21 protein-coding genes are annotated in these 20,846 nt (G+C 71.9%); 16 read left to right on the plus strand and 5 right to left on the minus strand.

From position 1 onward, the window contains the following. The first annotated feature begins 130 nt into the window (after positions 1–130). The 3 genes from ACP15J_RS10480 to ACP15J_RS10490 are packed head-to-tail and all read left to right on the plus strand — an operon-like array spanning position 131 to position 2,239. On the plus strand, positions 131–1,066 hold the full coding sequence (locus ACP15J_RS10480) for a DMT family transporter (RefSeq protein ID WP_424936934.1): 936 nt from the start codon (positions 131–133) through the stop codon (positions 1,064–1,066). A gap of 34 nt (positions 1,067–1,100) precedes the next feature. Continuing rightward, positions 1,101–1,820 (plus strand): hypothetical protein, encoded by a 720-nt coding sequence (locus tag ACP15J_RS10485; protein ID WP_424936935.1) that lies wholly within the window; start codon positions 1,101–1,103, stop codon positions 1,818–1,820. Next, positions 1,817–2,239 (plus strand): hypothetical protein, encoded by a 423-nt coding sequence (locus ACP15J_RS10490; RefSeq protein ID WP_424936936.1) that lies wholly within the window; start codon positions 1,817–1,819, stop codon positions 2,237–2,239. The genes ACP15J_RS10485 and ACP15J_RS10490 overlap by 4 nt, the downstream gene beginning before the upstream one ends. 186 nt (positions 2,240–2,425) lie before the next feature. On the opposite strand, the gene purB is transcribed toward ACP15J_RS10490, so the two are convergent. Together purB and ACP15J_RS10500 are read right to left on the minus strand one after the other, a co-directional pair. Then, positions 2,426–3,811 (minus strand): adenylosuccinate lyase, encoded by a 1,386-nt coding sequence (gene purB / locus ACP15J_RS10495; RefSeq protein ID WP_424980943.1) that lies wholly within the window; start codon positions 3,809–3,811, stop codon positions 2,426–2,428. Between the two features lie 58 nt (positions 3,812–3,869). Continuing rightward, the gene (locus ACP15J_RS10500; RefSeq protein WP_424936937.1) at positions 3,870–4,379 is read right to left on the minus strand and encodes a low molecular weight protein-tyrosine-phosphatase; all 510 of its coding nucleotides are present in this window, start codon (positions 4,377–4,379) and stop codon (positions 3,870–3,872) included. A 129-nt stretch (positions 4,380–4,508) separates the two neighbouring features. Here ACP15J_RS10500 and ACP15J_RS10505 point away from each other — a divergent pair, with 129 nt between their 5' ends. The 3 genes from ACP15J_RS10505 to ACP15J_RS10515 all read left to right on the plus strand — a co-directional run bounded on the left by ACP15J_RS10505 (position 4,509) and on the right by ACP15J_RS10515 (position 6,541). Further along, on the plus strand, positions 4,509–4,769 hold the full coding sequence (locus ACP15J_RS10505) for a hypothetical protein (protein ID WP_424936938.1): 261 nt from the start codon (positions 4,509–4,511) through the stop codon (positions 4,767–4,769). 59 nt (positions 4,770–4,828) lie between these two features. Further along, positions 4,829–6,139 (plus strand): alpha/beta hydrolase, encoded by a 1,311-nt coding sequence (locus ACP15J_RS10510; protein ID WP_424936939.1) that lies wholly within the window; start codon positions 4,829–4,831, stop codon positions 6,137–6,139. 78 nt (positions 6,140–6,217) lie between these two features. Then, a complete protein-coding gene (locus ACP15J_RS10515; RefSeq protein ID WP_424936940.1) occupies positions 6,218–6,541 on the plus strand; it encodes a hypothetical protein in 324 nt (107 codons plus the stop codon). 21 nt (positions 6,542–6,562) lie between these two features. On the opposite strand, the gene ACP15J_RS10520 is transcribed toward ACP15J_RS10515, so the two are convergent. Next, positions 6,563–6,976, minus strand: coding sequence for a phage holin family protein (locus ACP15J_RS10520; protein WP_424936941.1), 414 nt, complete (start codon positions 6,974–6,976; stop codon positions 6,563–6,565). A 120-nt stretch (positions 6,977–7,096) separates the two neighbouring features. On the opposite strand from ACP15J_RS10520, the gene ACP15J_RS10525 reads away from it, so the two are divergent. The 4 genes from ACP15J_RS10525 (at position 7,097) to ACP15J_RS10540 (ending at position 11,771) form a co-directional block, all read left to right on the plus strand. Next, positions 7,097–8,179 carry a histidinol-phosphate transaminase gene (locus ACP15J_RS10525; protein WP_424936942.1) on the plus strand — a complete coding sequence of 361 codons (1,083 nt, stop codon included), beginning with the start codon at positions 7,097–7,099 and terminating at the stop codon, positions 8,177–8,179. Between the two features lie 28 nt (positions 8,180–8,207). Then, positions 8,208–9,344, plus strand: coding sequence for a thiamine pyrophosphate-dependent dehydrogenase E1 component subunit alpha (locus ACP15J_RS10530; RefSeq protein ID WP_424936943.1), 1,137 nt, complete (start codon positions 8,208–8,210; stop codon positions 9,342–9,344). Next, positions 9,341–10,321: an alpha-ketoacid dehydrogenase subunit beta gene (locus ACP15J_RS10535; protein ID WP_424936944.1), complete on the plus strand. Its 981-nt coding sequence runs from the start codon at positions 9,341–9,343 to the stop codon at positions 10,319–10,321. The genes ACP15J_RS10530 and ACP15J_RS10535 overlap by 4 nt, the downstream gene beginning before the upstream one ends. Before the next feature lie 115 nt (positions 10,322–10,436). Next, complete coding sequence (locus tag ACP15J_RS10540; protein ID WP_424936945.1) at positions 10,437–11,771, plus strand: dihydrolipoamide acetyltransferase family protein; 1,335 nt, start codon at positions 10,437–10,439, stop codon at positions 11,769–11,771. Positions 11,772–12,008: 237 nt separating this feature from the next. Here ACP15J_RS10540 and ACP15J_RS10545 read toward each other — a convergent pair whose 3' ends face one another. Beyond that, on the minus strand, positions 12,009–14,903 hold the full coding sequence (locus ACP15J_RS10545) for a PIG-L family deacetylase (RefSeq protein WP_424936946.1): 2,895 nt from the start codon (positions 14,901–14,903) through the stop codon (positions 12,009–12,011). A 245-nt stretch (positions 14,904–15,148) separates the two neighbouring features. On the opposite strand from ACP15J_RS10545, the gene ACP15J_RS10550 reads away from it, so the two are divergent. From ACP15J_RS10550 to ACP15J_RS10560, 3 genes are read left to right on the plus strand one after another with little or no spacing between them, the layout of a single operon-like run. Next, a complete protein-coding gene (locus tag ACP15J_RS10550; RefSeq protein WP_424936947.1) occupies positions 15,149–16,156 on the plus strand; it encodes a metal ABC transporter solute-binding protein, Zn/Mn family in 1,008 nt (335 codons plus the stop codon). Beyond that, positions 16,153–16,992 carry a metal ABC transporter ATP-binding protein gene (locus ACP15J_RS10555; protein ID WP_424936948.1) on the plus strand — a complete coding sequence of 280 codons (840 nt, stop codon included), beginning with the start codon at positions 16,153–16,155 and terminating at the stop codon, positions 16,990–16,992. Before ACP15J_RS10550 ends, ACP15J_RS10555 begins: the two co-directional genes overlap by 4 nt. 5 nt (positions 16,993–16,997) lie before the next feature. Continuing rightward, a complete protein-coding gene (locus tag ACP15J_RS10560) occupies positions 16,998–17,864 on the plus strand; it encodes a metal ABC transporter permease (protein ID WP_424980944.1) in 867 nt (288 codons plus the stop codon). 169 nt (positions 17,865–18,033) lie between these two features. On the opposite strand, the gene ACP15J_RS10565 is transcribed toward ACP15J_RS10560, so the two are convergent. After that, positions 18,034–18,402, minus strand: coding sequence for a DUF899 family protein (locus ACP15J_RS10565; protein ID WP_424936950.1), 369 nt, complete (start codon positions 18,400–18,402; stop codon positions 18,034–18,036). Here ACP15J_RS10565 and ACP15J_RS10570 point away from each other — a divergent pair. From ACP15J_RS10570 to ACP15J_RS10580, 3 genes are all read left to right on the plus strand, one after another. Further along, the gene (locus ACP15J_RS10570; protein ID WP_424936951.1) at positions 18,318–18,686 is read left to right on the plus strand and encodes a TetR-like C-terminal domain-containing protein; all 369 of its coding nucleotides are present in this window, start codon (positions 18,318–18,320) and stop codon (positions 18,684–18,686) included. The genes ACP15J_RS10565 and ACP15J_RS10570 overlap by 85 nt on opposite strands. A gap of 155 nt (positions 18,687–18,841) precedes the next feature. After that, positions 18,842–20,332 (plus strand): hypothetical protein, encoded by a 1,491-nt coding sequence (locus ACP15J_RS10575; RefSeq protein ID WP_424936952.1) that lies wholly within the window; start codon positions 18,842–18,844, stop codon positions 20,330–20,332. Between the two features lie 91 nt (positions 20,333–20,423). Next, a complete protein-coding gene (locus ACP15J_RS10580) occupies positions 20,424–20,843 on the plus strand; it encodes a Fur family transcriptional regulator (RefSeq protein ID WP_424936953.1) in 420 nt (139 codons plus the stop codon). Positions 20,844–20,846: the final 3 nt, after the last annotated feature.

Raw genomic sequence — 20,846 nt, forward strand, 5'->3', positions numbered from 1 at the left:
GGGGACGTGGCGGGCTCGCCGGCGGGGCGCCGGGCGGGGCTCGCGGGGCGCGGGCCGCCCGTGGGCAGGATACCGGCGGAGACTGCGCCGGGTCGTCCACGACGGTGTCGCAGGCCGCTAGCGTGGGCGGGTGACATCGCAGACCCGACTCCGCTGGCGGGGGTTCAGTCGCCAGGAGCTCGCGCTCATCGCCGTCACCGCGGTCTGGGGCGGCACCTTCCTCGTCGTCCACACGGCGATGGCGCACGCGGGTCCCATGTTCTTCGTGGGGCTGCGGTTCGTGACGGCGGGTGCGATCAGCATGCTGATCTTCCGTCGCGCGCTGCGGGGGATCCGCTGGCAGGAGGTCGGTGCCGGCGCCGCGATCGGAGCGATGATCTTCGGCGGCTACGGCCTGCAGACGGCGGGGCTCCAGACGATCGACTCCAGCACATCCGCGTTCATCACGGCCTTCTACGTCCCGCTCGTGCCTCTGCTGCAGTGGATCGTCTTCCGCACCGCGCCCCGCGCGCTCACGCTGGTCGGCGTCGGGCTCGCCTTCGTCGGGCTGCTCCTGGTCGCGGGACCGGCCGAAGGCGGCTTCCACCTCGGCGCCGGAGAGGTGTTGACGCTCGTGAGCACGCTGCCGATCGCGGGCGAGATCATCCTCATCAGCCTGTTCTCCTCTCGCTTCGACCTCGGCCGGCTCACCGTCGTCCAGCTGATGACGGCGGGGCTCCTGGGGTTCGCCGCGATGCCCGTCGTCGGGGAGGGCGTGCCGGAGTTCTCCTGGGTCTGGCTGGTCGCCGGCGTGGGGATGGGGGTGGCGAGCTGCGTCATCCAGCTCACGATGACCTGGGCACAGCGCTCCGTCTCGGCGACCCGCGCGACGATCATCTACACCGGCGAGCCGGTCTGGGCGGGCGTCGTCGGGCGGATCGCCGGCGAGCGGATCGCTCCGCTGGCGATCCTCGGCGCGGCGCTCATCGTGGCGGGGACGCTCCTCAGCGAGCTGCAGCCGCGACGCCGTGACCGGGCCGCGCCACCGGCTCGGGGTGGGACGGAGCCTGCGGATCCGCCCGCGTAGACTGGAGAGGTCACCCCTTTCGGAGGATCGATCCATGTCTGCTTCCGCCACCCGGACGTTCAGTGTGCGTCACGTCCAGTTCGCGCGTGCGCTGTTCGCCGCGGTCGCGGCGGTGATGGTCACGTTCTCCCCCGATCACTCCGCCGCCGTGGGCCTCGCCGTCTTCAGCGGGTTCGCGCTCGCCACCGGTCTCGTCCAGGCCCTCGCCGCCTGGCTCGTCGCCGGACCGGGGGAGCGGTGGCCGTCTGTGCTGCTGGCGGTGGTCTCCTTCCTGGCGGGCATGGCCGGCGGGGTCCCGGCGTGGCGCTCGACCGTCCTCTTCTTCGTCCTCGTCGTCGGCTGGGGCGCGCTCTCCGGCCTCGTCGAGCTGATCGCCGGCCTCCGCGCTCGCCGTGCGGCCCGCTCCACGGGGGCCACCGCCCGTGCGGCCGCCGACCGGTCCCGCGACGCGATCACGGTCGGGGCGGCGGGGCTGCTGCTCGCCGTCGCCCTGCTCCTGGTGCCCATGCAGTACAGCTGGGACTACACCATCGAGAAGGCGGGCACCTTCACCCTCACCGGGATCACGCTCGCCGTCGGCATCTTCGGGATCTACGCGGCGATCGTGGCCGTGTTCCTGGCGATCGCCGGATTCTCGCCGCGCACGCCGGTGTCCACCGAGGCGCCGGGGCCGTCCGCGCCGTCGGCGCAGGGCCCTGCCCGACAGACCCCTGCCCGAACGATCCCATCCGCCGAGCGGGGAGGTACCGCGTGACCGACGACAAGCCCACCCGCCGGGAGATCCTGCGTCCCCTGCACCTGCTGGGGATCGCGCTGGCGTGCGGGCTGTTCGCCGGGTTCGTCACGCTCATCTCCACCGGGGCGTTCACCGAGCGCGTGATCGACGCCCTCCAGAAGGGCACCTACTCCGGCCTCGGACCGTGGACGCTCGCGCTCATCGTCGCGGGCTCGGCGTTCATCGTGACGCTGCTCGGGCTCGCCATGCTCATGCTCGCGGTCGACCCCGCCCAGATGGTCAAGCCGGTGGACCGACCTGTCCTCTACGACGCCAAGGGTGACGTGACCGCGACGGCAGAGGGCGCCGAGGGCGCGACCTCGCCCGCAGCGGGTGAGGCGTCGGGGACGTCCGATGCCCCTGAGGCGGAGGGCACGGCGTCCGGCCCCGCCCGCTGACGGGCGTCGACCGTCCCGTCCGCCGACCGGCAGCGTTCGCCCCGCCCACGCGCCCCTGTTCCTGTCGCGATCTCTGTCGCCAACCACCGTTCCCGTAGCGATTTCTGTCGCAATCGTCGGATCATGGCGACAGAAATCGGGACGGGAGAACAAACGCCGGGGCGGCGGAGCGGCCGACGCGGCGGGTCAGTTCGTCGCGAGGCGCTCGGCGAAGCCCGTGTAGGTGGCCGGCGTGAGAGCGAGCAGACGCTGCTTGGCCTCGTCGCCGATCGCCAGCCCTCGCACGAAGGCGGCGAGCTCGGTACCGCCGACGCGGTGCCCGCGGGTCAGCTCCTTGAGGAGCGCGTAGGGGTCGCTGATCGTCGAGCGTCCGGCCACGACCTCGGCACGGATCACCGTCTGGATCGCCTCGGCCAGCACCTCCCAGTTCGCGTCGAGGTCGGCCCGCAGCACGTCCCGCGCGAGGGAGATCTCGTTCAGGCCGCGGCGCAGATTGTCCAGCGCAAGGAGGGAGTGCCCGAAGGCGACGCCGATGTTGCGCTGCGTCGTGGAGTCGGTGAGGTCGCGCTGCAGACGCGAGGTGACGAGCGTCTGGGACAGCGACCCGAGCAGCGCGGCGGACAGCTCGAGGTTGGCCTCGGCGTTCTCGAAGCGGATCGGGTTGACCTTGTGCGGCATGGTGGAGGACCCGGTCGCGCCGGCCACGGGGATCTGCGCGAAGTAGCCGAGCGAGATGTAGGTCCAGACGTCGGTCGCGAGGTTGTGCAGGATCCCGCCGGCATGGCGCACCCTGTCGTACAGCTCGACCTGCCAGTCGTGCGGCTCGATCTGCGTGGTGAGCCCGTTGAAGCCGATCCCCATCCCCTCGATGTACTCGCGGGCGATCGTGGGCCAGTCGGCATCCGGGTCGGCGGCGAGATGGGCGGACCAGGTCCCCGTCGCGCCGGAGAACTTCGCCAGATACGCGGAGCCGGCGATCTGCGTCGCGACCCGCTCCAGGCGCGCGGCGAAGACGGCCAGCTCCTTGCCCATGGTGGACGGCGTCGCGGGCTGCCCGTGCGTGCGGGACAGCATGGCGGCGTCGGCGTGCTCGGCAGCGAGCTCGCGGAGCCGCTCGATGACGCCGTGCAGCGCGGGCAGCCACACGTGCTCGACGGCCCGCCGGACGGTGAGCGCATAGGCGGCTGAGTTGACGTCCTCGCTCGTGCAGGCGAAATGGGTGAGCTCGGCGATGGCGTCGAGGCCGAGGGCCGCGAGACGATCGCGCACGAGATACTCGACGGCCTTCACGTCGTGCCGGGTGACGGCCTCCTTCTCGGCCAGCCAGTCGATCTCGGTCTGGCCGAAGTCGCGGTAGAGCCCGCGCAGGCGCTGCTTGTCGGCGTCGGCGAGCGGCGTCGTGCCGAACAGCGAGCGATCGGTGAGGGCGATCAGCCACTCCACCTCCACCTCCACGCGGGCGCGGTTGAGGCCCGCCTCGGAGAGGTAGTCCGCGAGCGGCGAGACAGCGGCGCGGTAACGGCCGTCGAGCGGGCTGAGCGGCTGAGCAGGGAGCGGGGGCTGGGAAGTCAGGGGAGTCCTCCTGATCGAGACGCCGGGTCGGACGGGGCCTGCACGGCAGGTCCTCCGCTCAGACCCGAGGCGCCGATGGCCGGATGGCGGGTTCGAGCTGGCGGAACAGGCCGTGGCTCGCGCTCTCGATCATACCGAGCACGTCGTCGAACATCCGGGAGTCGGCGTAGTAGGGGTCGGGGACGTCGAGCGTGGACGCCTCGCGGTCGAAGGAGAGCAGGAGGGTGACCTTCCCCTCCTCGGGCTCGTCGCGCGCCCACTGCCGCAGGATGCGCTCGTGGGTGCGGTCGAGGGCCACGACGAGGTCGTTGTCGGCGAAGGAGTCGAAGGTGAACTGCTTGGCACGATGGCGGGATCCGTCGTAGCCGCGGCGTTCGAGGGCGGCGATGGTCCGCTCGTCGGCCTGCTCCCCGACGTGCCAGTCGCCCGTGCCTGCGCTGCGGGAGACGACCCGGTCGCCGAGGCCCTGCTTCTCGGCGATGTCGCGGAAGACGACCTCGGCCATGGGCGAACGGCAGATGTTGCCCGTGCAGACGAAGATGACGCGGAACGGATCCGGCTCGGCCATGGCTCCATCATGCCGCACGGGGTCGGCCGCCGTCGCGGTCGCCTCTGCACCGGCGGGCTTTCGGGCATCCTGTCCACCGAACGGGGGAGAGGTCCCTCCGCGCACGGCCGAAGCGGGCACGGTGGAGGCATGACGTTCGTGACGCAGGCTCCGACCCTCGACGGTCCGTCGTCCTCGGCCCGCTCAGCGCGTACCGCCGAGGTCCGCCTGCGCCTGACCGCTGCGGTCGACCGGCTCGACGCGGTGGAGGCCGCCGTGCGGACGCTCGCGCGCGACACCGCGTGGCGGTCGCGGGGGATCTCCGCCCTGCATGAGCGGCTGGAGGAGGTGAGGGAGGAGGCGGCCGGCGCGACCGCGTCCGTGCAGATGGAGCTCGCGCTGCTTCCCTAGGCGGACGGGACCGGCGCGACGGGCGGGGCGGATCGCAGGAGTGCGACAGGGGAGGAGCGATGGGCGACGGCCTGGACATCTCACACGGCGGAGCGCTGGCGGTGGACACGGCGGAGCTGCGTATGGTCGCCGTACGGCTGCGTCGCCTCGTCCGGGAGGTGGAGGAGGCGAGGGACGACCTGCGCGCGGCGCGCGGGGCAGCGGACGAGGCGCGTCTGGACCTCGACGGCGTGACGATGGCGGTGCATCGGCTGGACGGCATCCGCGAAACGCTCTCGGCTGCCGCTCGCGGCACCGAGCTGATGGCCGAGGCGTACGAGATCGTGGAGCTCAGGGCGAGGGCGGCGCTGCTGAGCGCATCCGATCGCGACGAGGCCGCCGCGCTCATGCGGGACGCGGATCTCCTCGCGGCGCGGAGTCCCGCCGCAGCCGCGGCGGCGGGAAGCCTCATGGCGCAGTGGCGAAGGGATCGTTTCGCCGGGTTCACGACGCAGACGGGCTGGGCCGATCGTGTCCTCCCCGGCGGCGGCCTTGTGCCGGGCGGGCCGGGCTCCGCGCCGATGTCGGTCTTCACGGGGATGTGGCTCGGAGGCGTGGTGGCCTCGGCGAGGGGGGTCGTCCCGGTGTCGACGGTGCTCGCGCCTCGTCCGCATGCGCTCCGGCTCACCCCTACGGCGGTCGCTCCGCCGACGGGGCCCCCGTCCGGACTCGCCGACGCGATCGCACGGTTCCCGACGACGCCTGGCGCACAGGTGCGCGTCGAGGGCTACACCGCGCCCGACGGCGCACGGCGTTTCGTGGCCTACATCGCCGGCACCCGGCCGACTCTCGACCGGACGGAGCCCTGGGACATGACCGCCAATCTCCAGCTGTACGCGGAGCGGGCCGAGGCCGACTCGCTGCAGGCCGTCCGGGACGCGCTCGCCGACGCGGGCGCGGGGCCTGGCGCCCGCGTCGATCTCGTCGGCCATTCGCAGGGCGGGATGATCGCCGCCCTCCTCGCGCAGGGGGAGGAGTACGACGTCCGCGCTGTCGTCACGTTCGGCTCGCCGATCGAGGCGGAGCTGCCCGACGACGTGCTCGGCGTGACCGTCCGGCACACCGACGATCCGGTCTCCAGCCTCGCCGGAGGGGGTCTGCCCCAGGGCACAGGGGCGCGGGGGAGCATGGTCATCGAGCGGATCGGCGATCCCGCGCAAGGCCTGCACGACCTGACGCTGCGCACCCATCTGCTCACGACCTACGCCGAGACCGCCGCGCTCGCCGACTCCTCGGACGACCCGCGGATCGCCGCGCTGCGCGAGCGTCTGGCCGAGGGTGGCGACCTCGCCGACGTCGTCGCCACCGACTACCGGGCTCGTCGGCCGTGAGTGCCGCGTGGCTCGGGAGACCGCCGTGAAGAGGCGCCGATCGTGAACGGAGGCCCTTGTGTGGAACGATGAGGACCGATGGCGAGTGCGGAGGGGAACCAGGATCGGGTGCGTCCAGGGCTCTCGCTGGGCGCGTCTGCCGTCTGGGCCGTGATCGGGCTCGCGCTCGTCCCCGTGGCGATGCCCGCCGCGGTCGCGATCAACACCCCCGGGGCGTTCGAACGGGGCGATCCTGCCATGCTGCTGCCGCTCCTGCCCGTGGTCTGTGCGATCGAGAGCGGCTTCCACCTGCGCCGGTTCTTCGCCGACCGATCGGTGTGGCACCTCCTGGAGCCGAAGCCGCTCCGCTCGCCCCTCTGGTGGCTGATCCCATCCCCGCGACCCTCCCGGCCGTCTCGCTGAGGCCGTGGACGCGCGGCTCCGTCAGCGGTCGTAGCGGTCGTACGACCGGCGGCGCTGCGGGCGGAGGATGCCGCCGAAGATCGCGTTGATGATGCCGATGATCAGCGCCGCGACGATGCCCCACCAGAAGCTCCCGACGTGGAAGCCCCAGCCGAACAGGCCGGTGATCGCCGCGGTCAGCCACAGCAGGAACCCGTTGATCACGAGCGAGATGAGGCCGAGAGTGAGCACATAGAGCGGGATCGCGACGATCTTGATGACGGTGCCGACGATCGTGTTCACGAGTGCGAAGATCAGCGCGACGAGCAGCAGCGTGAGCACAAGCTGCAGCGTCTCGCCGGGCGGGAACGGCGTGACCGTCACCTGGAGCGCGGGCATCAGGGTTACCACCCAGATGGCGAAGGCGTTCACGACGATGCGGATGAGGAAGCCCATGATCGCCCAGTCTCGCATCTCGCCGCGCCCCTGTCACGGGTCGGGCACGAGCGGAGATGAGAGGAGAGATATGCGGACAGGGCCCGGGCCGCGGGGCGGGTTCGGAATAGACTCGGCGGCGTGAGCGATCCGATCCTCCCCCGCATCCGTCCCGAGATCGCGGCGCTGCCGCCCTATCGTCAGGGCAGGCAGGCCGGCGCCGACGCGTTCAAGCTCTCCAGCAACGAGAACCCCTTCGACCCGCTTCCGCAGGTGGCCGAGGCCCTCGCCCGCGCCACGCCTGTCAACCGGTACCCGGATGCGACGGCCGGCGCGCTGCGGGCTCGGCTCGGCGAGCGGTACGGCGTGGCACCAGAGTCGGTGCACGTCGCCTCGGGGAGCGTGTCGATCCTGTACCAGCTCGTCCTCGCGGCGGCCACGGCGGGCGACGAGGTCGTCTATGCCTGGCGATCCTTCGAGGCCTACCCCGGCATCCCGCTCGTCTCCGGTGCCACCGGCGTGCCGGTGCCGCTCGCGCCCGGCGCGCGACACGACCTCGACGCGATGGCGGCCGCGGTGACCGAGCGCACCAGGGTCGTCATCGTCTGCACCCCCAACAACCCCACCGGCCCTGTGGTGACGAGCGAGGAGTTCGCCGGGTTCCTCGCGAAGGTGCCGAGCGACGTGCTCGTGATCCTGGACGAGGCCTACGCCGAGTTCGTGACCGCGCCCGGCGCCGTCGACGGCCTCGCGGAGCGGGTGTTCGAGAGCCACCCGAACGTCGTGGTGCTGCGGACCTTCTCGAAGGCCTACGGCCTCGCCGGCCTCCGCGTCGGCTACGCGATCGGGCACCCGCGCGTCCTGGACGCGGCCCGCTCGACCGCGGTCCCCCTCTCGGTGACCTCGGCCGCCGAGAACGCCGCGATCGCGAGCCTCGACGCGGAGGATGAGCTGCTCGCCCGCGTCGCGATGATCGTGGAGCGCCGCGGCGAGCTCGCCGCGGGGCTGCGCGCCCAGGGCTGGGACGTCCCCGACGCGCAGGGCAACTTCGTCTGGCTCGCCACCGGAGCGGACACGATGGCCGCGGCCGGCGCGTTCGACGCCGCAGGGCTCATCGTGCGTCCGTTCGACGGCGACGGCATCCGTATATCCGTCGGAGAGCATGAATCCGTGGAGAAGGTCCTACGGGTCGCCGGATCCGTTGTGCGTGGTCTCCACCCCTGAGGGTCGGAACCCGGTTTAGCGTAGAACGGTGACTTCCGCCGACCCCGCCATCGTCCGCGTCCTGGCCGCCGACGGCGCCTACGTCCCGAGTCCCGCCGCGGAGGAGTATCTGCCGCTCGTCGAGGCGCTGAGCGACGCGGAGCTGGAGCAGTTCTACCGCGACATGGTCGTGATCCGCGCGATCGACACCCAGGCGACGAACCTGCAGCGGCAGGGACAGCTCGCGCTGTGGCCGCCGAGCCGTGGACAGGAGGCGGCGCAGGTGGGCTCCGCCCGCGCCTCGCGCCCGCAGGACACCGTGTTCCCCTCCTACCGCGAGCACGCCGTGGCCCGCATCCGCGGGGTCGACCCGGTCTCGATCATCCGCCTCATGCGCGGGCTCTCCAACGGCGGCTGGGATCCGACCGATCCCGCCAACGGCAACGTCCGCCTCTACACGCTCGTGCTCGGATCGCAGGTGCTGCACGCGACCGGGTACGCGATGAGCCTCGTGCTCGACGGCAAGGCGGGGACGGGGGATCCGGAGCGCGACCAGGCCGTGATCGCCTACTTCGGCGACGGGACCACGAGCCAGGGCGACGTGCACGAGGCGATGGTCTTCGCCGCGAGCTTCCGCACCCCCGAGGTCTTCTTCCTGCAGAACAACCAGTGGGCGATCTCGGTCCCCGTCTCCACCCAGTCCCGGGTGCCGCTCGTGCAACGAGGGCACGGCTACGGCATCCCCAGCGTCCAGGTCGACGGCAACGACGTCCTGGCCAGCTACGCCGTCAGCCGGAGGGCGCTCGACGAGGCTCGCGGCGGCGCGGGTCCTCGCTTCATCGAGGCGGTGACGTACCGGATGGGCGCGCACACCACGAGCGACGACCCCACCAAGTACCGCGGCGGTGACGAGGAGGCCGCGTGGGCGGAGAAGGACCCGATCGTCCGCATGCGGGCCTTCCTGGAGGGCCGTGGCGCCGCCGGGTCGTTCTTCGAGGATGTCGAGACGGAGGCCGCCGACGCCGCGGAGGACCTGCGCGTGCGCACGGTCGCCCTGCCCGACCCCGAGCCGGAGGCGATCTTCGCGCACGTCTACAGCGATCCGCACCCCCTGATGGACGAGCAGCGCGCCTGGCGGGCCCGCTACGAGGCGTCCTTCGAGGCGCAGGACGGGGGTCGGGCATGACCCTGGAGACGATGTCGTTCGGCAAGGCGCTGAACGCCGGGATGCGCAAGGCGCTGGAGGACGACCCGCGCGTGCTCCTCATGGGAGAGGACATCGGCGCGCTCGGCGGGGTCTTCCGCGTCACCGAGCACCTGCAGCGCGACTTCGGCCCGCAGCGGGTCATCGACACCCCGCTCGCCGAGTCCGGGATCGTCGGGACGGCGATCGGGCTGGCGATGGGCGGGTTCCGCCCGGTGTGCGAGATCCAGTTCGACGGGTTCGTGTATCCGGCGTTCGACCAGATCACCTCGCAGCTGGCCAAGCTCACCTTCCGCCACGAGGGCTCGCTCTCGCTGCCGGTCGTCATCCGCATCCCCTACGGCGGGCACGTCGGCGCGGTCGAGCACCACCAGGAGAGCCCGGAGGCGTACTTCACGCACACCGCCGGCCTGCGCGTGGTCTCGCCCTCGACGCCCAACGACGCGTATTGGATGATCCAGGAGGCGATCCGCTTGAACGACCCGGTGGTCTTCCTCGAGCCGAAGAGCCGGTACTGGCCCAAGGGCGAGGTGGACCTGTCTGCCCCCGCGCTCCCGCTGCACGCGTCGCGGGTCGTCCGCCGCGGCACCGACGTCACCCTCGTCGGACATGGCGCCATGGTCTCGACCCTCCTGCAGGCGGCTGCGCTCGCCGAGGCGGAGGGCACGAGCTGCGAGGTCGTCGACCTCCGCTCCCTCTCGCCCGTGGACTACGGGCCCGTCCTGGACTCGGTGCGATCCACCGGCCGGATGGTCTACGCACAGGAGGCGCCCGGGTTCACCAGCCTGGGCAGCGAGGTCGCCGCGACCGTCATGGAGCGCGCGTTCTACTCGCTCGAGGCCCCGGTGCTGCGGGTGTCGGGCTACGACACCCCGTTCCCGCCCGCCAAGCTCGAGGGCGAGTACCTGCCGGATCCGGACCGCGTCCTCGAGGCCGTGGACCGGGCGCTGGCGTACTGAGAGAGCACCCCACGAACACGACGCAGGAGATTCGTCGCACCCACGTCCTCTGTCTTTCGCTCCGCAGGAACCTCCTGGGGGGACGGGAGGCAGGACGATCGGAAAGGACCCGATCATGAGCACGCAGACCTTCACCCTCCCGGACGTCGGCGAGGGGCTGACCGAGGCCGAGATCGTCTCCTGGCGCGTCGCACCAGGAGACACCGTGGCCGTGAACGACGTGATCTGCGAGATCGAGACGGCCAAGTCGCTGGTCGAGCTCCCCTCGCCCCACGCCGGGACGGTCGGCGAGATCCTCGTCGCGGAGGGGCGGACGGTGGGCGTCGGCACCCCGATCATCACGTTCGTCGGAGAGGGGGAGGCCGCGCCGGCCGCTGCTCCCGCCGCCCCGGCGGCCGAGGAGGGCGGCGGGTCCGTGCTCGTCGGCTACGGCTCCGGGGCCGGCGCGGCCTCCCGCCGCCGTCGCCCGCCGGAGCGTCCGGTGCGGTCCGCGGCCGGCGTCATCGCCAAGCCGCCGATCCGCAAGCTCGCCCGGGACCTCGGCGTCGACCTCACCGCTCTCACGCCCACGGGCGCCGACGGCGAGGTGACGAGGGAAGACGTCATGTCTCACGCGCAGCAGGCCTCGGTGTTCCGCAACATCCGCACCCCGGAGTGGAGCGAGGTGCGGGAGGAGAAGGTGCCGGCGCCGCAGACGCCGCCCTCCGGCCTCGCCCGCGGCCTCGTGCCGGCGCCGGTGTCCGACCCCGCGCGCACCGAGTCGATCCCGGTCAAGGGCGTGCGCAAGGCGACCTCGTCCGCGATGGTGCAGAGCGCCTACTCCGCCCCGCACGTGACGGTGTGGAAGGAGGTCGACGCGACCCGCACGATGGAGCTCGTCAAGCGCCTCAAGGCCTCGCCCGACTTCGCCGAGATCAAGGTCTCGCCGCTGCTGATCATGGCGCGCGCCGTGATCTGGGCCGTGCGCAGGACGCCCATGGTCAACGCCGCGTGGATCGACACCCCCGACGGCGCCGAGATCGCGGTCCGGCACTACGTGAACCTCGGGATCGCCGCGGCCACGCCGCGCGGGCTCCTCGTGCCCAACATCAAGGACGCCCAGGACCTCGGGATGAAGGACCTCGCCCGGGCGCTGAACCGCCTGACCGTGACCGCCCGCGAGGGCAAGACCACCCCGGCCGACCAGCAGGGCGGCACCATCACGATCACCAATATCGGCGTGTTCGGGATGGACGCGGGCACCCCGATCATCAACCCGGGCGAGGCGGGGATCGTCGCGATGGGCACGATCAGCCAGAAGCCGTGGGTCGTGGACGGCGAGGTGCGGCCCCGGTGGGTGACGACGGTGGCCGGATCGTTCGACCATCGCGTGATCGACGGCGACGGCATGAGCCGGTTCGTCGCCGACGTCGCGGCGGTGCTGGAGGAGCCCGCGCTCCTCGTCGACTGACCCGTCCGGGCCGCGCGCGGCCGGTCGCGACCCGGTGGCCCGACCCGGTCCGGCGGCTCGGCCCGGTCGTTCCGTCTCCGTCGGCGAGACTGCATCTCCGTCACGAGACCGTGGATTTGCTACTAGGTCTCGTGAGGGAGATGCAGTCTCGCGGGCGGGCAGGCGGGCAGGCGGGCGGGCGGGCGGCGGGTGCGGGTGCGGGCGGGCCTCGTGCGTTCGGCTCGCCGCGACGGACGGTCAGGACGAACGGCCGCCGAGCGGCGCGCGCGTGGCGAAGACGGTGTCCTTGGCCTCGAGCGAGACGGCGAGCACCGGCGACGCCTTGGTGCCGGTGAGGCTGTCGGCCGCGCCGGTCGCCGAGGTGCGGGCCTTGAAGGTCAGCGTCGTACGCCCCGCCTGCACCTTCTTCTCCGCGTCGCCGACCGCCTGGGCCCCGTCCCAGAGGAAGAGGCGCGCGGTGCCGGCCGCCGGCGACTGGAGCTCGACGGTGACCATCCCCGCCTCGACCGAGGACGAGACGACTTCGAGTCGGTCGGAGCCGGTGGGGAACCCGCCCAGGGGCACCCGGTCTCCGGCCGACTGCAGGATCGACTGCGGCGAGGCGACCGAGCGGGCGGCGGTGTCGGGCAGGGTCGGGTCCTTCGGCTTCGCGCCTGCGTCCTTCACCCCGTCGAGCGTGAGGATGCCCCAGCGCCAGGGGTCGGCGCGCATGCCAGGGAAGGTCGACCAGCCCACGCGGTTCTGCGCGGCCTTGTTCTGCGTGTCGGAGTCGTTGATGACGACGTTGAATCCGACGTGCTCGGGGTCGACGTTGTCGGGGAGCACGTCGAACGGGATCTTCACCTCCATGTCGTAGCCGGTGTAGGCGGCGGTGTCGGGGGCCATCACGACCTTGACCTCCATGCCCGGCGCGGTCTGGCTCGCTTCGCCCTGCCAGTTGTCGCGGTCGCGGCCCACTCCGGGGGCGCCGGTCATCGAGTCCATCGAGGGCATGATCCCGCCGATGAACGTGTGCGCGGTGTTCGGGGCGGTGCCGCGCGGGTCGACGTAGATCTCGACTGAGTCCGTCCTCCGCTGCCGCTTGTTGTCGGAGGCGGGGAGGATCGTGCCGCGCACGTCGTCGACGACCGAGATGAACAGGTAGAGGTTCGCGTCGTCGTGGGTGATCCAGGTCTTGCCGCTGATCGTCGGCGTGGTCCCGCCCATCGGCTTGCCGTCCCAGATCGTCTCGACCGGGATCGGCTCGCCGGGGTACTCGCCCTCGGCACGGATGCCGTCGACGGTCGGGGGCGTCGCGGCACGGGTCACCGCGTAGGCGGGCACGAGGTTCATCGTCACCTCGCGAGCGGCGGTGCCCTTCTCGCTCGTCGCGGTCACCGTCACCGGCCAGCTGCCCTTGTTCGGCGCGCGGTTTGCGGTCGGGATCGAGGTGTCGGTGTTGGTCACCTCGAAGCTGACCGTCGCGGTCTTCCCCGCCGCGAGCCCTGAGTAGGGCTGTTCCGCGGGCGTGGCGGAGAACCCGTCGGGGAGGGTCAGCGACACGGTGCCGGAGCGTGTCTCACCGGAGAAGTTCTCGACCACCACGTCGAGCGTCCTGGTGCGTCCCTGGCCGAGGGCGAAGAGCTCGGGGACGAGCACGTCGAGGTGCTTCATCCCGAGCTCGGCGGTCCAGTCGCGGAAGCTCTTGATCTCCTCGAGGGGCGCGATCGTGGCCTCGACGTCGCCGGCAACGCGCACCTGGGCGAAGGTCGAGCCCGTGATCGCGCCGGAGGTGAGGGCCACCTCGATCCGCGCCTGCGCACCGGGCTTGGCGTCCGCGGGCGCGGTCACCGGGAACGTGACACGGTGGCTCTTGCCTGGCGCGAGGTCCGGCAGGTCGGCCGGGCCGCCCGGCGTCCAGCCGGAGGGCGCTCGCAGGTACAGGGTCCCGCCGGGGAGCTTCGCCGTCTCGGGCGCCGTGACGGTGACATCGATCTCGAGGGGCTGGCCGGGGACCGCCTCGAACCGGGTCGGCCGCACATCGATCAGCGTGCCGAACGGGAGACCGCCGTCGATCGGGATCGCAGCGCCGAGGAGCGCCGCGTCGCCGCTGGAGCGGGGGTCGGCGATCGGCGAGCGCGAGTGGATGACGGTGAACCAGGAGTTCGGGATCTTGGCCGGGTCGGTGGGGCTCGCCTCCATCTCGGCCCATCCCTGGGTCGCATAGGCCCAGCGGGCGAGGTCCAGCATCTCCGACCACGGCCGGCCGTGGCGCTCGCTGGGTGTGCCGTTCCAGACGCCGAAGACGACGTCGGACGAGACCGTGGGCTTGAAGCCCTTGCTGACGCCCTTGTCCCCGGCCGAACCCTCGCCGGTCGCGCCGGCCCGCAGGATGCGGCGCGGCTGCCAGGTCGAGAAGCCCTCGTCCAGGTGCTCGGGGAACCGCTCGGGGTCGCCCGCGGCGAGGTAGGCCTCGACCGCGAACATGGCGGCCTGCTGATGGTTGCCGTGGTTGCCTTCGACGGCCGAGGGGTTCATCGTCACGATCACGTCGGGACGGGTGGCCCGGACGACACGGACGATCCGGCCGAGCACGGCGTCGCCTCCCCACACCTCGCGCGACAGCGGTGCGCTCGCGGTGTAGTAGAAGTCGAGCCCGTCGAGGTTGAACACGTGCTCGATGCCCGCGTAGCCGACAGCCTTGCGCTCCTCGGCCTCGCGCATGATGCCCAGCGGCGGGCCTTCCTCGAGGCCGACGGCGTTGCCGCCGCCCTCGCCGCGGGTGACGGTGATGACGCCTGCCTTCATCCCGAGGAACTCGTTCCACTGGCCGAAGGCGGCGAGGTTGGAGGCCTCGTCGTCCGGGTGCGCGCCGATGAACAGCACGTTGAGCTTGACCGCCCCGCCGGGGGCGGACAGCGCCTGCTCGGCGGGCGTCAGCGCCGCGCCCCGGAAGCCGTTGCTGCCGACCGCGGTGCCGATTCCGAACGTGCCCGCGGCGAGGGCGACGACACCGCCCGTCTTCAGGAGCGTGCGGCGGCTCATCCTGCCGGGGCTGTCCGCCGCGGCAGGAGCGGCGGCGGGTTCCTCTGGCGTGACGGAGGCGGCGGGCTCCGTCGGCTCGTTGTCGGGGTGGGGGCGTCGATCATCCATGAGAGAGCCGTCCTTCGAGCGGGCGCACATCGATGTCGCGCTCCGCCTGCTGTGGGTGGGGAGGGGAGGAGGTCCTTTTCTTCTGAGCAGAAAGTAAGTACCCAATGGCATTCCACTGTGAACGGAGGGTGAGCGTCAATCCCGGAAAATATGTCGACCTGGACCGCCGGTGCCTCGGTATCGTCGGCGTGACAGCGAGCGGCGCCCATTTTGAGAACGATTCTCATTTACGTTATGGTGGACGGGTGAAGAAGCCCCTCCTCCTCTCCGCTGCCGTGTCCGTCTCCCTCCTCGCGCTCGCCGGCTGCTCCTCCGGCGTGTCCGCCCCCGCCACCTCCGCCCCCTCGGAGGGTGGTGTCGTGAACGTCGTCGCCTCGACCAACGTCTACGGCGACATCGCCACGACCATCGGCGGTGACCGGGTGCAGGTGAGCTCGATCATCACCTCCGCCTCGCAGGACCCCCATTCCTACGAGGCGACCGCGCGCGACCGGCTCACCGTGAAGGAGGCCGACCTCGTTCTCACGAACGGCGGCGGCTACGACTCCTTCATGGACGCGCTCGTGGCGGGATCCCAGGCTCCGGTGATCGCCGCGGTCGAGTTCTCGCACGACTACCCGGGCAACAGCGGACACGACCACGCGGACGAGCACGGCGGCGCGCATGAAGACCACGCGGAGGGGCACGACCATGGCGAGGGGGACCACGCGGGCCACAACCACATCGAGGGCTTCAACGAGCACGTCTGGTTCGATCCGCACACGATGTCGCACCTGGTCGAGGACATCGCCCAACACCTCGGCGAGCTCGACCCCGAGGGCGCGGATGAGTACAAGCGCGGCGCGGCCGAGCTCACCGCGAACCTCACCGAGGACGAGAACCGTCTCGCCGCGATCAAGGAGAAGGCCGCCGGCGCTGGTGTCTTCCTCACCGAGCCCGTCCCGGGCTATCTCGCCACGGCGGCAGGGCTCGAGGACCTTGCCCCCGAGGGGTTCGCGGAGGCGGTCGAGGAGGGACGCGACGTGCCTCCGGCGACGCTCCTCGCCGCCGTCGACGTCGTCAAGGGCGGGGGCGTCCGCGCCGTGCTGACCAACTCTCAGACCGGAGGCGCAGAGACGGAGAAGGTCGTCGCCGCGGCCAAGGAGGCGGGGATCCCCGTGGTCGCCTTCACCGAGACCCTTCCCGAGGGCACCTCGTACGCTGGGTGGATGCGCGACGCGATCGTCTCCCTCGCCTCCGCCGTCGGCGCGTGAGCGCGGACGGCTCGGCGCACGGCGCCCCGGTCCTCGAGATCCGGGGCGCCGCCCTGCGCCGCCCCGGGCGCAAAGGCGCCGAGAACGGGGCGCTGTGGTCGGGCCTGGACCTCAACGTCGCACACGGCGAGTTCATCGCCGTGCTGGGGCCGAGCGGATCAGGCAAGACCACGCTCCTGCGGAGCATCCTCGGCCTCCAGGCCCTGAGCGCGGGGAGCATCCGCGTCGAGGGGCGCCCGGTGCACCGGGGCAACCAGCGGATCGGCTACATCCCGCAGCAGCGGCCCTATCCTGCCGACACGGCGCTGCGCGCCAGGGACGTCATCGCGCTCGGCGTGCAGGGGCCGCGCTTCGGCCTCCCGATCCCCCGCCGCGGGGATCGCGACCGCGTGGAGGCGGCGCTGCGCGACGTCGGCGCCGCGCACTATGCGGATCGCCGGGTCGGCGAGCTCTCCGGCGGCGAGCAGCAGCGGCTGCGCGTAGGGCAGGCGCTCATGGACCATCCGGCGCTCCTGCTGTGCGACGAGCCCTTGTCGAACCTCGACCTCGCGAACCAGCAGGGAGTCACCGAGATCATCGACCGGCAGCGCCGCGAGCACGGCGCTGCGGTGCTGTTCGTGACCCATGACATCAACCCGATCCTCGGCAAGGTGGATCGCATCCTCTACATCGCCGGAGGGCGGTTCATGCTCGGCACCCCCGACGAGGTGCTGCAGAGCCGCGTCCTCACCGACCTCTACGGTGCGCCGGTGTTCGTCCTGCGCGCCGGCGACCGGCTCGTCGTGGTCGGCATCCCCGACGCCGAGCCGCATCACGACCACGGGGACGCGGCGTGAACCCGGTGGCGGGCGCCGTCCCCGCGCTCGACTGGGGCGACGTCTTCTCCTTCCAGGACTACGGGGCGCTCGTGCAGCTCCTGGCCAACTCGATCATCGCCGGAGCGGTGCTCGGGATCGTCGGCGGCCTGGTCGGGGTGTTCGTGATGCAGCGCGACCTCGCCTTCGCCGTGCACGGGGTGAGCGAGCTGTCCTTCGCCGGCGCCGCGGCGGCGCTGCTCTTCGGCGGGAGCGTCGTGGCGGGATCGATCGGCGGGGCACTCGTCGCCGCGGTCCTCATCGGCCTCCTCGGCGCGCGGGCACGGGACCGGAATTCGATCGTCGGTGTGCTGATGCCGTTCGGCCTGGGTCTGGGAATCCTCTTCCTCTCGCTCTACCAGGGGCGCAGCGCCAACCGGTTCGGTCTGCTCACGGGGCAGATCGTGTCGGTGTCGTCGCCGGATCTCGGATGGCTGATCGGCATCAGCGCGCTCGTCCTCGTGGTCCTCGTGCTCGTCTGGAACCCGCTCCGGTTCGACTCGCTCGACCCGGTCTCCGCGCAGGCGCGTGGCGTGCCGACGCGGGCGGTCGGCCTCGTCTTCATGGTGCTGCTGGGTCTGATCGTGGCCGTCGCGGTGCACATCATCGGGGCACTGCTGGTCATGGCCCTGCTGGTGACCCCTGCCGCCGCGGCGCGGGGGCGCGCCGCGCGCCCCCGCCCGGGGCCGCACCACGCCCCGCACGACGGGCTCGTCTCCGCCGTAGGGGGAATCCTCCTGGCGCTTGCGGGCACCCTCCCGGTGAGCCCGTACATCACGACGATCTCGTTCACGATCTATCTCGTCTGCTGGATCGTCCAGCGGTCGCGCGAGTGGGTCCGCCGGGCGGCATAGCGCCGCCGACCTGCGTGGCGTGACCCTGTGCGCGTCACGAGGCCCGTGCCGTCCGTGCTCCGGTCGCGCGGGGCGATCGGGGACGGGGCGATCGGAACAGAAGTCAGGCGTCGGGGTCACCGTAGCGGGCGGCGACGTCCTTCGACGTCAGCCAGCGCGCGTACGTCGGTCACTGCGGCCACCCGTCCGGCACGTCCTGCCGCTCCTCCTGGCGGCCGTAGGGGAGGACGTCGGAGATCGCGAACAGGATGCTGAACTGCTCGGCCCCCCGGCCCGTGGTGAACCACGTGCGGTACACGTCCTCCCCGTCGCGGAGGTAGACGTTGATCCCGAAGCCTCCGCCGGGAGGGGTGTCGACATCGGCGCCGAGGGTGGATCCCGCCGCGGAATACCACGTCACCTGGTTCCCGATGCGCTTCTTGCCGCACCGCGCTCCTGGAGGCGGTGTCGCAGGTGATCCAGGATCGCCTGGCCGCCGCCATGACGGAGCCTCCGTCGGCCGACGCCGCCACGCGGCTGCAGCGCATCGGCGTGGCATACGTGGACTTCGCCCTGCGCGAGCCCGGGTGGTTCGCCGTGGTCTTCTTCGGCACGCGTCCGCCGACCCCTGATCAGGTCCTCGGCTCGCCGACCTTCGGCGCCCTTCTCGCCGCTCTCGACGGCCTCGTCGCGGAAGGGCATCTCGACCGTGCGGCGAGAGACGACGCGGTCTGGGCATGCTGGGCGACCGTGCACGGATTCGCTGAGCTCGCCCTCCACGGTCCGCTCGTCGGCGTGGCGCCGGACGAGCGGCGCCGACGGTGGCGATCGCTGCGATCGTGAACGGGATCCAGGGCCGGAAGTCGCGATGAGCGACAGACCGAGGGGTCGATTCCCGTCATCTCCTCGGGAGCTCCGAGCGGCTCCCGCTAAGCTGAGGACGTCCATGGGGGAGGCCGGGCCAAAGTGCGCCCGATTGCCAGAGAGGGTACAGACGCGTGGCTGAATCGACCGAACCTCACGCGCCGAGGGGCGACTTCTTCGACAACCTCCTCGACGCCTCCTCCGACGAGCAGACGTTCACCGTCGGTTTCCGCGGCTATGACCGCACCGAGGTGGACGCGGCGATCGCCGCGCTCAAAGAGGAACTGCGTCGCGTGACGACCATGCACGAGGGTGCGGGGGCACGTCAGGCCGACGAGATCAGCCGGGTCCGCAACGAGACGCGCGAGCGCACCGACAAGCTCGAGGCCGATCTCGCGGCCGCCCAGGCCCAGGCCGCCGAGCAGGCGAAGCAGATCGCCACGCTCAGCACGGCGCTCGCCGGGTCCCAGGACGACGTCGACGAGCAGTCGGCGAAGGATCGGTTCGAGACGGTGCTCCGCGTGGCCGAGGAGCAGGCCGGCGTCCTGATCCAGAACGCCGCCGTGCAGGCCGAGCGTCTGCTCGATGCGGCGCGGGAGGAGGCGGGCACGAAGCGCGCCGAGCTCGACGCCGACATCGCCCGCATCGCCGCGCAGGCGCAGCACGACGCCGACCAGGTGCGGCTGCGCATGGAGACCGAGTACGCCGCGCACCAGGCGCAGATCGAGCGTGAGGCCGCGCACGCGAGCGAGAAGGTCGCACAGGCCGAGCAGGAGGCGGCGACGATCCGCACCGAGGCGGAGAAGGGCGCCGCCACGCTCCGCGCGATGGTCACGCGCGAGACGAGCGAGCTGCGGGCGGAGGCCGAGCGGAGCGTTCGTGAGATGAACGCTCGCGTGCTCGAGCTCGAGGAGTCGCTCACCCGTCGTCAGGACGACGCTCAGCAGGAGTTCCTCGTGCTGCACAACCAGGCCGTCGCGCACGCCGAGCGGATCACCGCCGATGCCAACGAGCAGGTCGCCGCATCGCTGGAGCACGCGCAGCGCATCTCCGCCAAGGCCGACGACTACGAGAAGCTCATGCGCTCGCAGGCGCAGTCCATCGAGGCCGAGGCGCAGATGCGGGCTCGCGAGACCCTCGATCGGGCGCGCACGAAGGCGCAGAAGATCGTCGACATGGTCACGGCGCACACCGCCGGCGTCGTCCGCGACGCCGAGGACCGCAGCCGTCAGCTGCGCTGGCAGCAGCAGCAGCTGACGAGCTTCATGGCCGAGGTGCGTGAGCTCATCCGTCCCGACGGTGCCTTCGGCAGTGAAGGAGCGGCGGAGCTCCCCGCCGAGCTCGAAGCAGAGGTCGCCGCGGCGAAGGCCACCGCCGACGCCCAGGCCAAGGCGGCGACGGAGAAGGCGGCGCCCGCGGCTCCGGCCGAGAAGGCGGGGCCCGCCGACCAGTCGGGCAGCGCCGCGTCCGCGACCAAGGCCGCTCAGGGCGGGAACGCCACGAATGAAAAGACCGCCGCTCCCGCGTCGGCAGAGACTCCGGCTCCGGCGAGTCCCGAGAAGGCCTCGGAGGGCGACGCCGCAGGGACGAGCTCCGGCGAGCAACGTCGAGCCACGCGACGCTGACAGGAAGGCGCCCGACTCCCTCGGCCGCTGCGCCCGTCCGCGTCCACGCGCTTCCCAGCGCCGCTCAAGGGCTCGCCCATAGACTCGTCTCATGGCTCAGCGCAACACGTGGCAGCGTGAGCGGGTGCGCGACGCTCTCGCCGACGCGCAGGGGTTCGTGAGCGCGCAGACGCTCTACGCGACCCTGCGCGAGGAGAACACGGGCATCGGGCTCGCCACGGTCTACCGTGCCCTCGCCGGGCTCGCGGCGGCCGGCGAGGCCGACTCATTGCAGAGCCCCGAGGGGGAGGCGATCTATCGCGCTTGCGCCAGCGAAGGACACCATCATCACCTGATCTGCCGGTCCTGCGGCCTCGCCGTCGAGATCGAGGCCTCCGACGTCGAGCAGTGGGCCCGGCGCACCGCGGCGCTGCACGGCTTCCGCGACGCGGAGCACGTGGTCGACATCTTCGGCCTCTGCGCGGCCTGTGCGAACGTCCGGGACCGCGCTGCGGGCGATGGGGAAGGGTGAGGG

Source organism: Microbacterium sp. S308A+, assembly GCF_049800815.1.
Classification (GTDB): Bacteria; Actinomycetota; Actinomycetes; order Actinomycetales; family Microbacteriaceae; genus Microbacterium.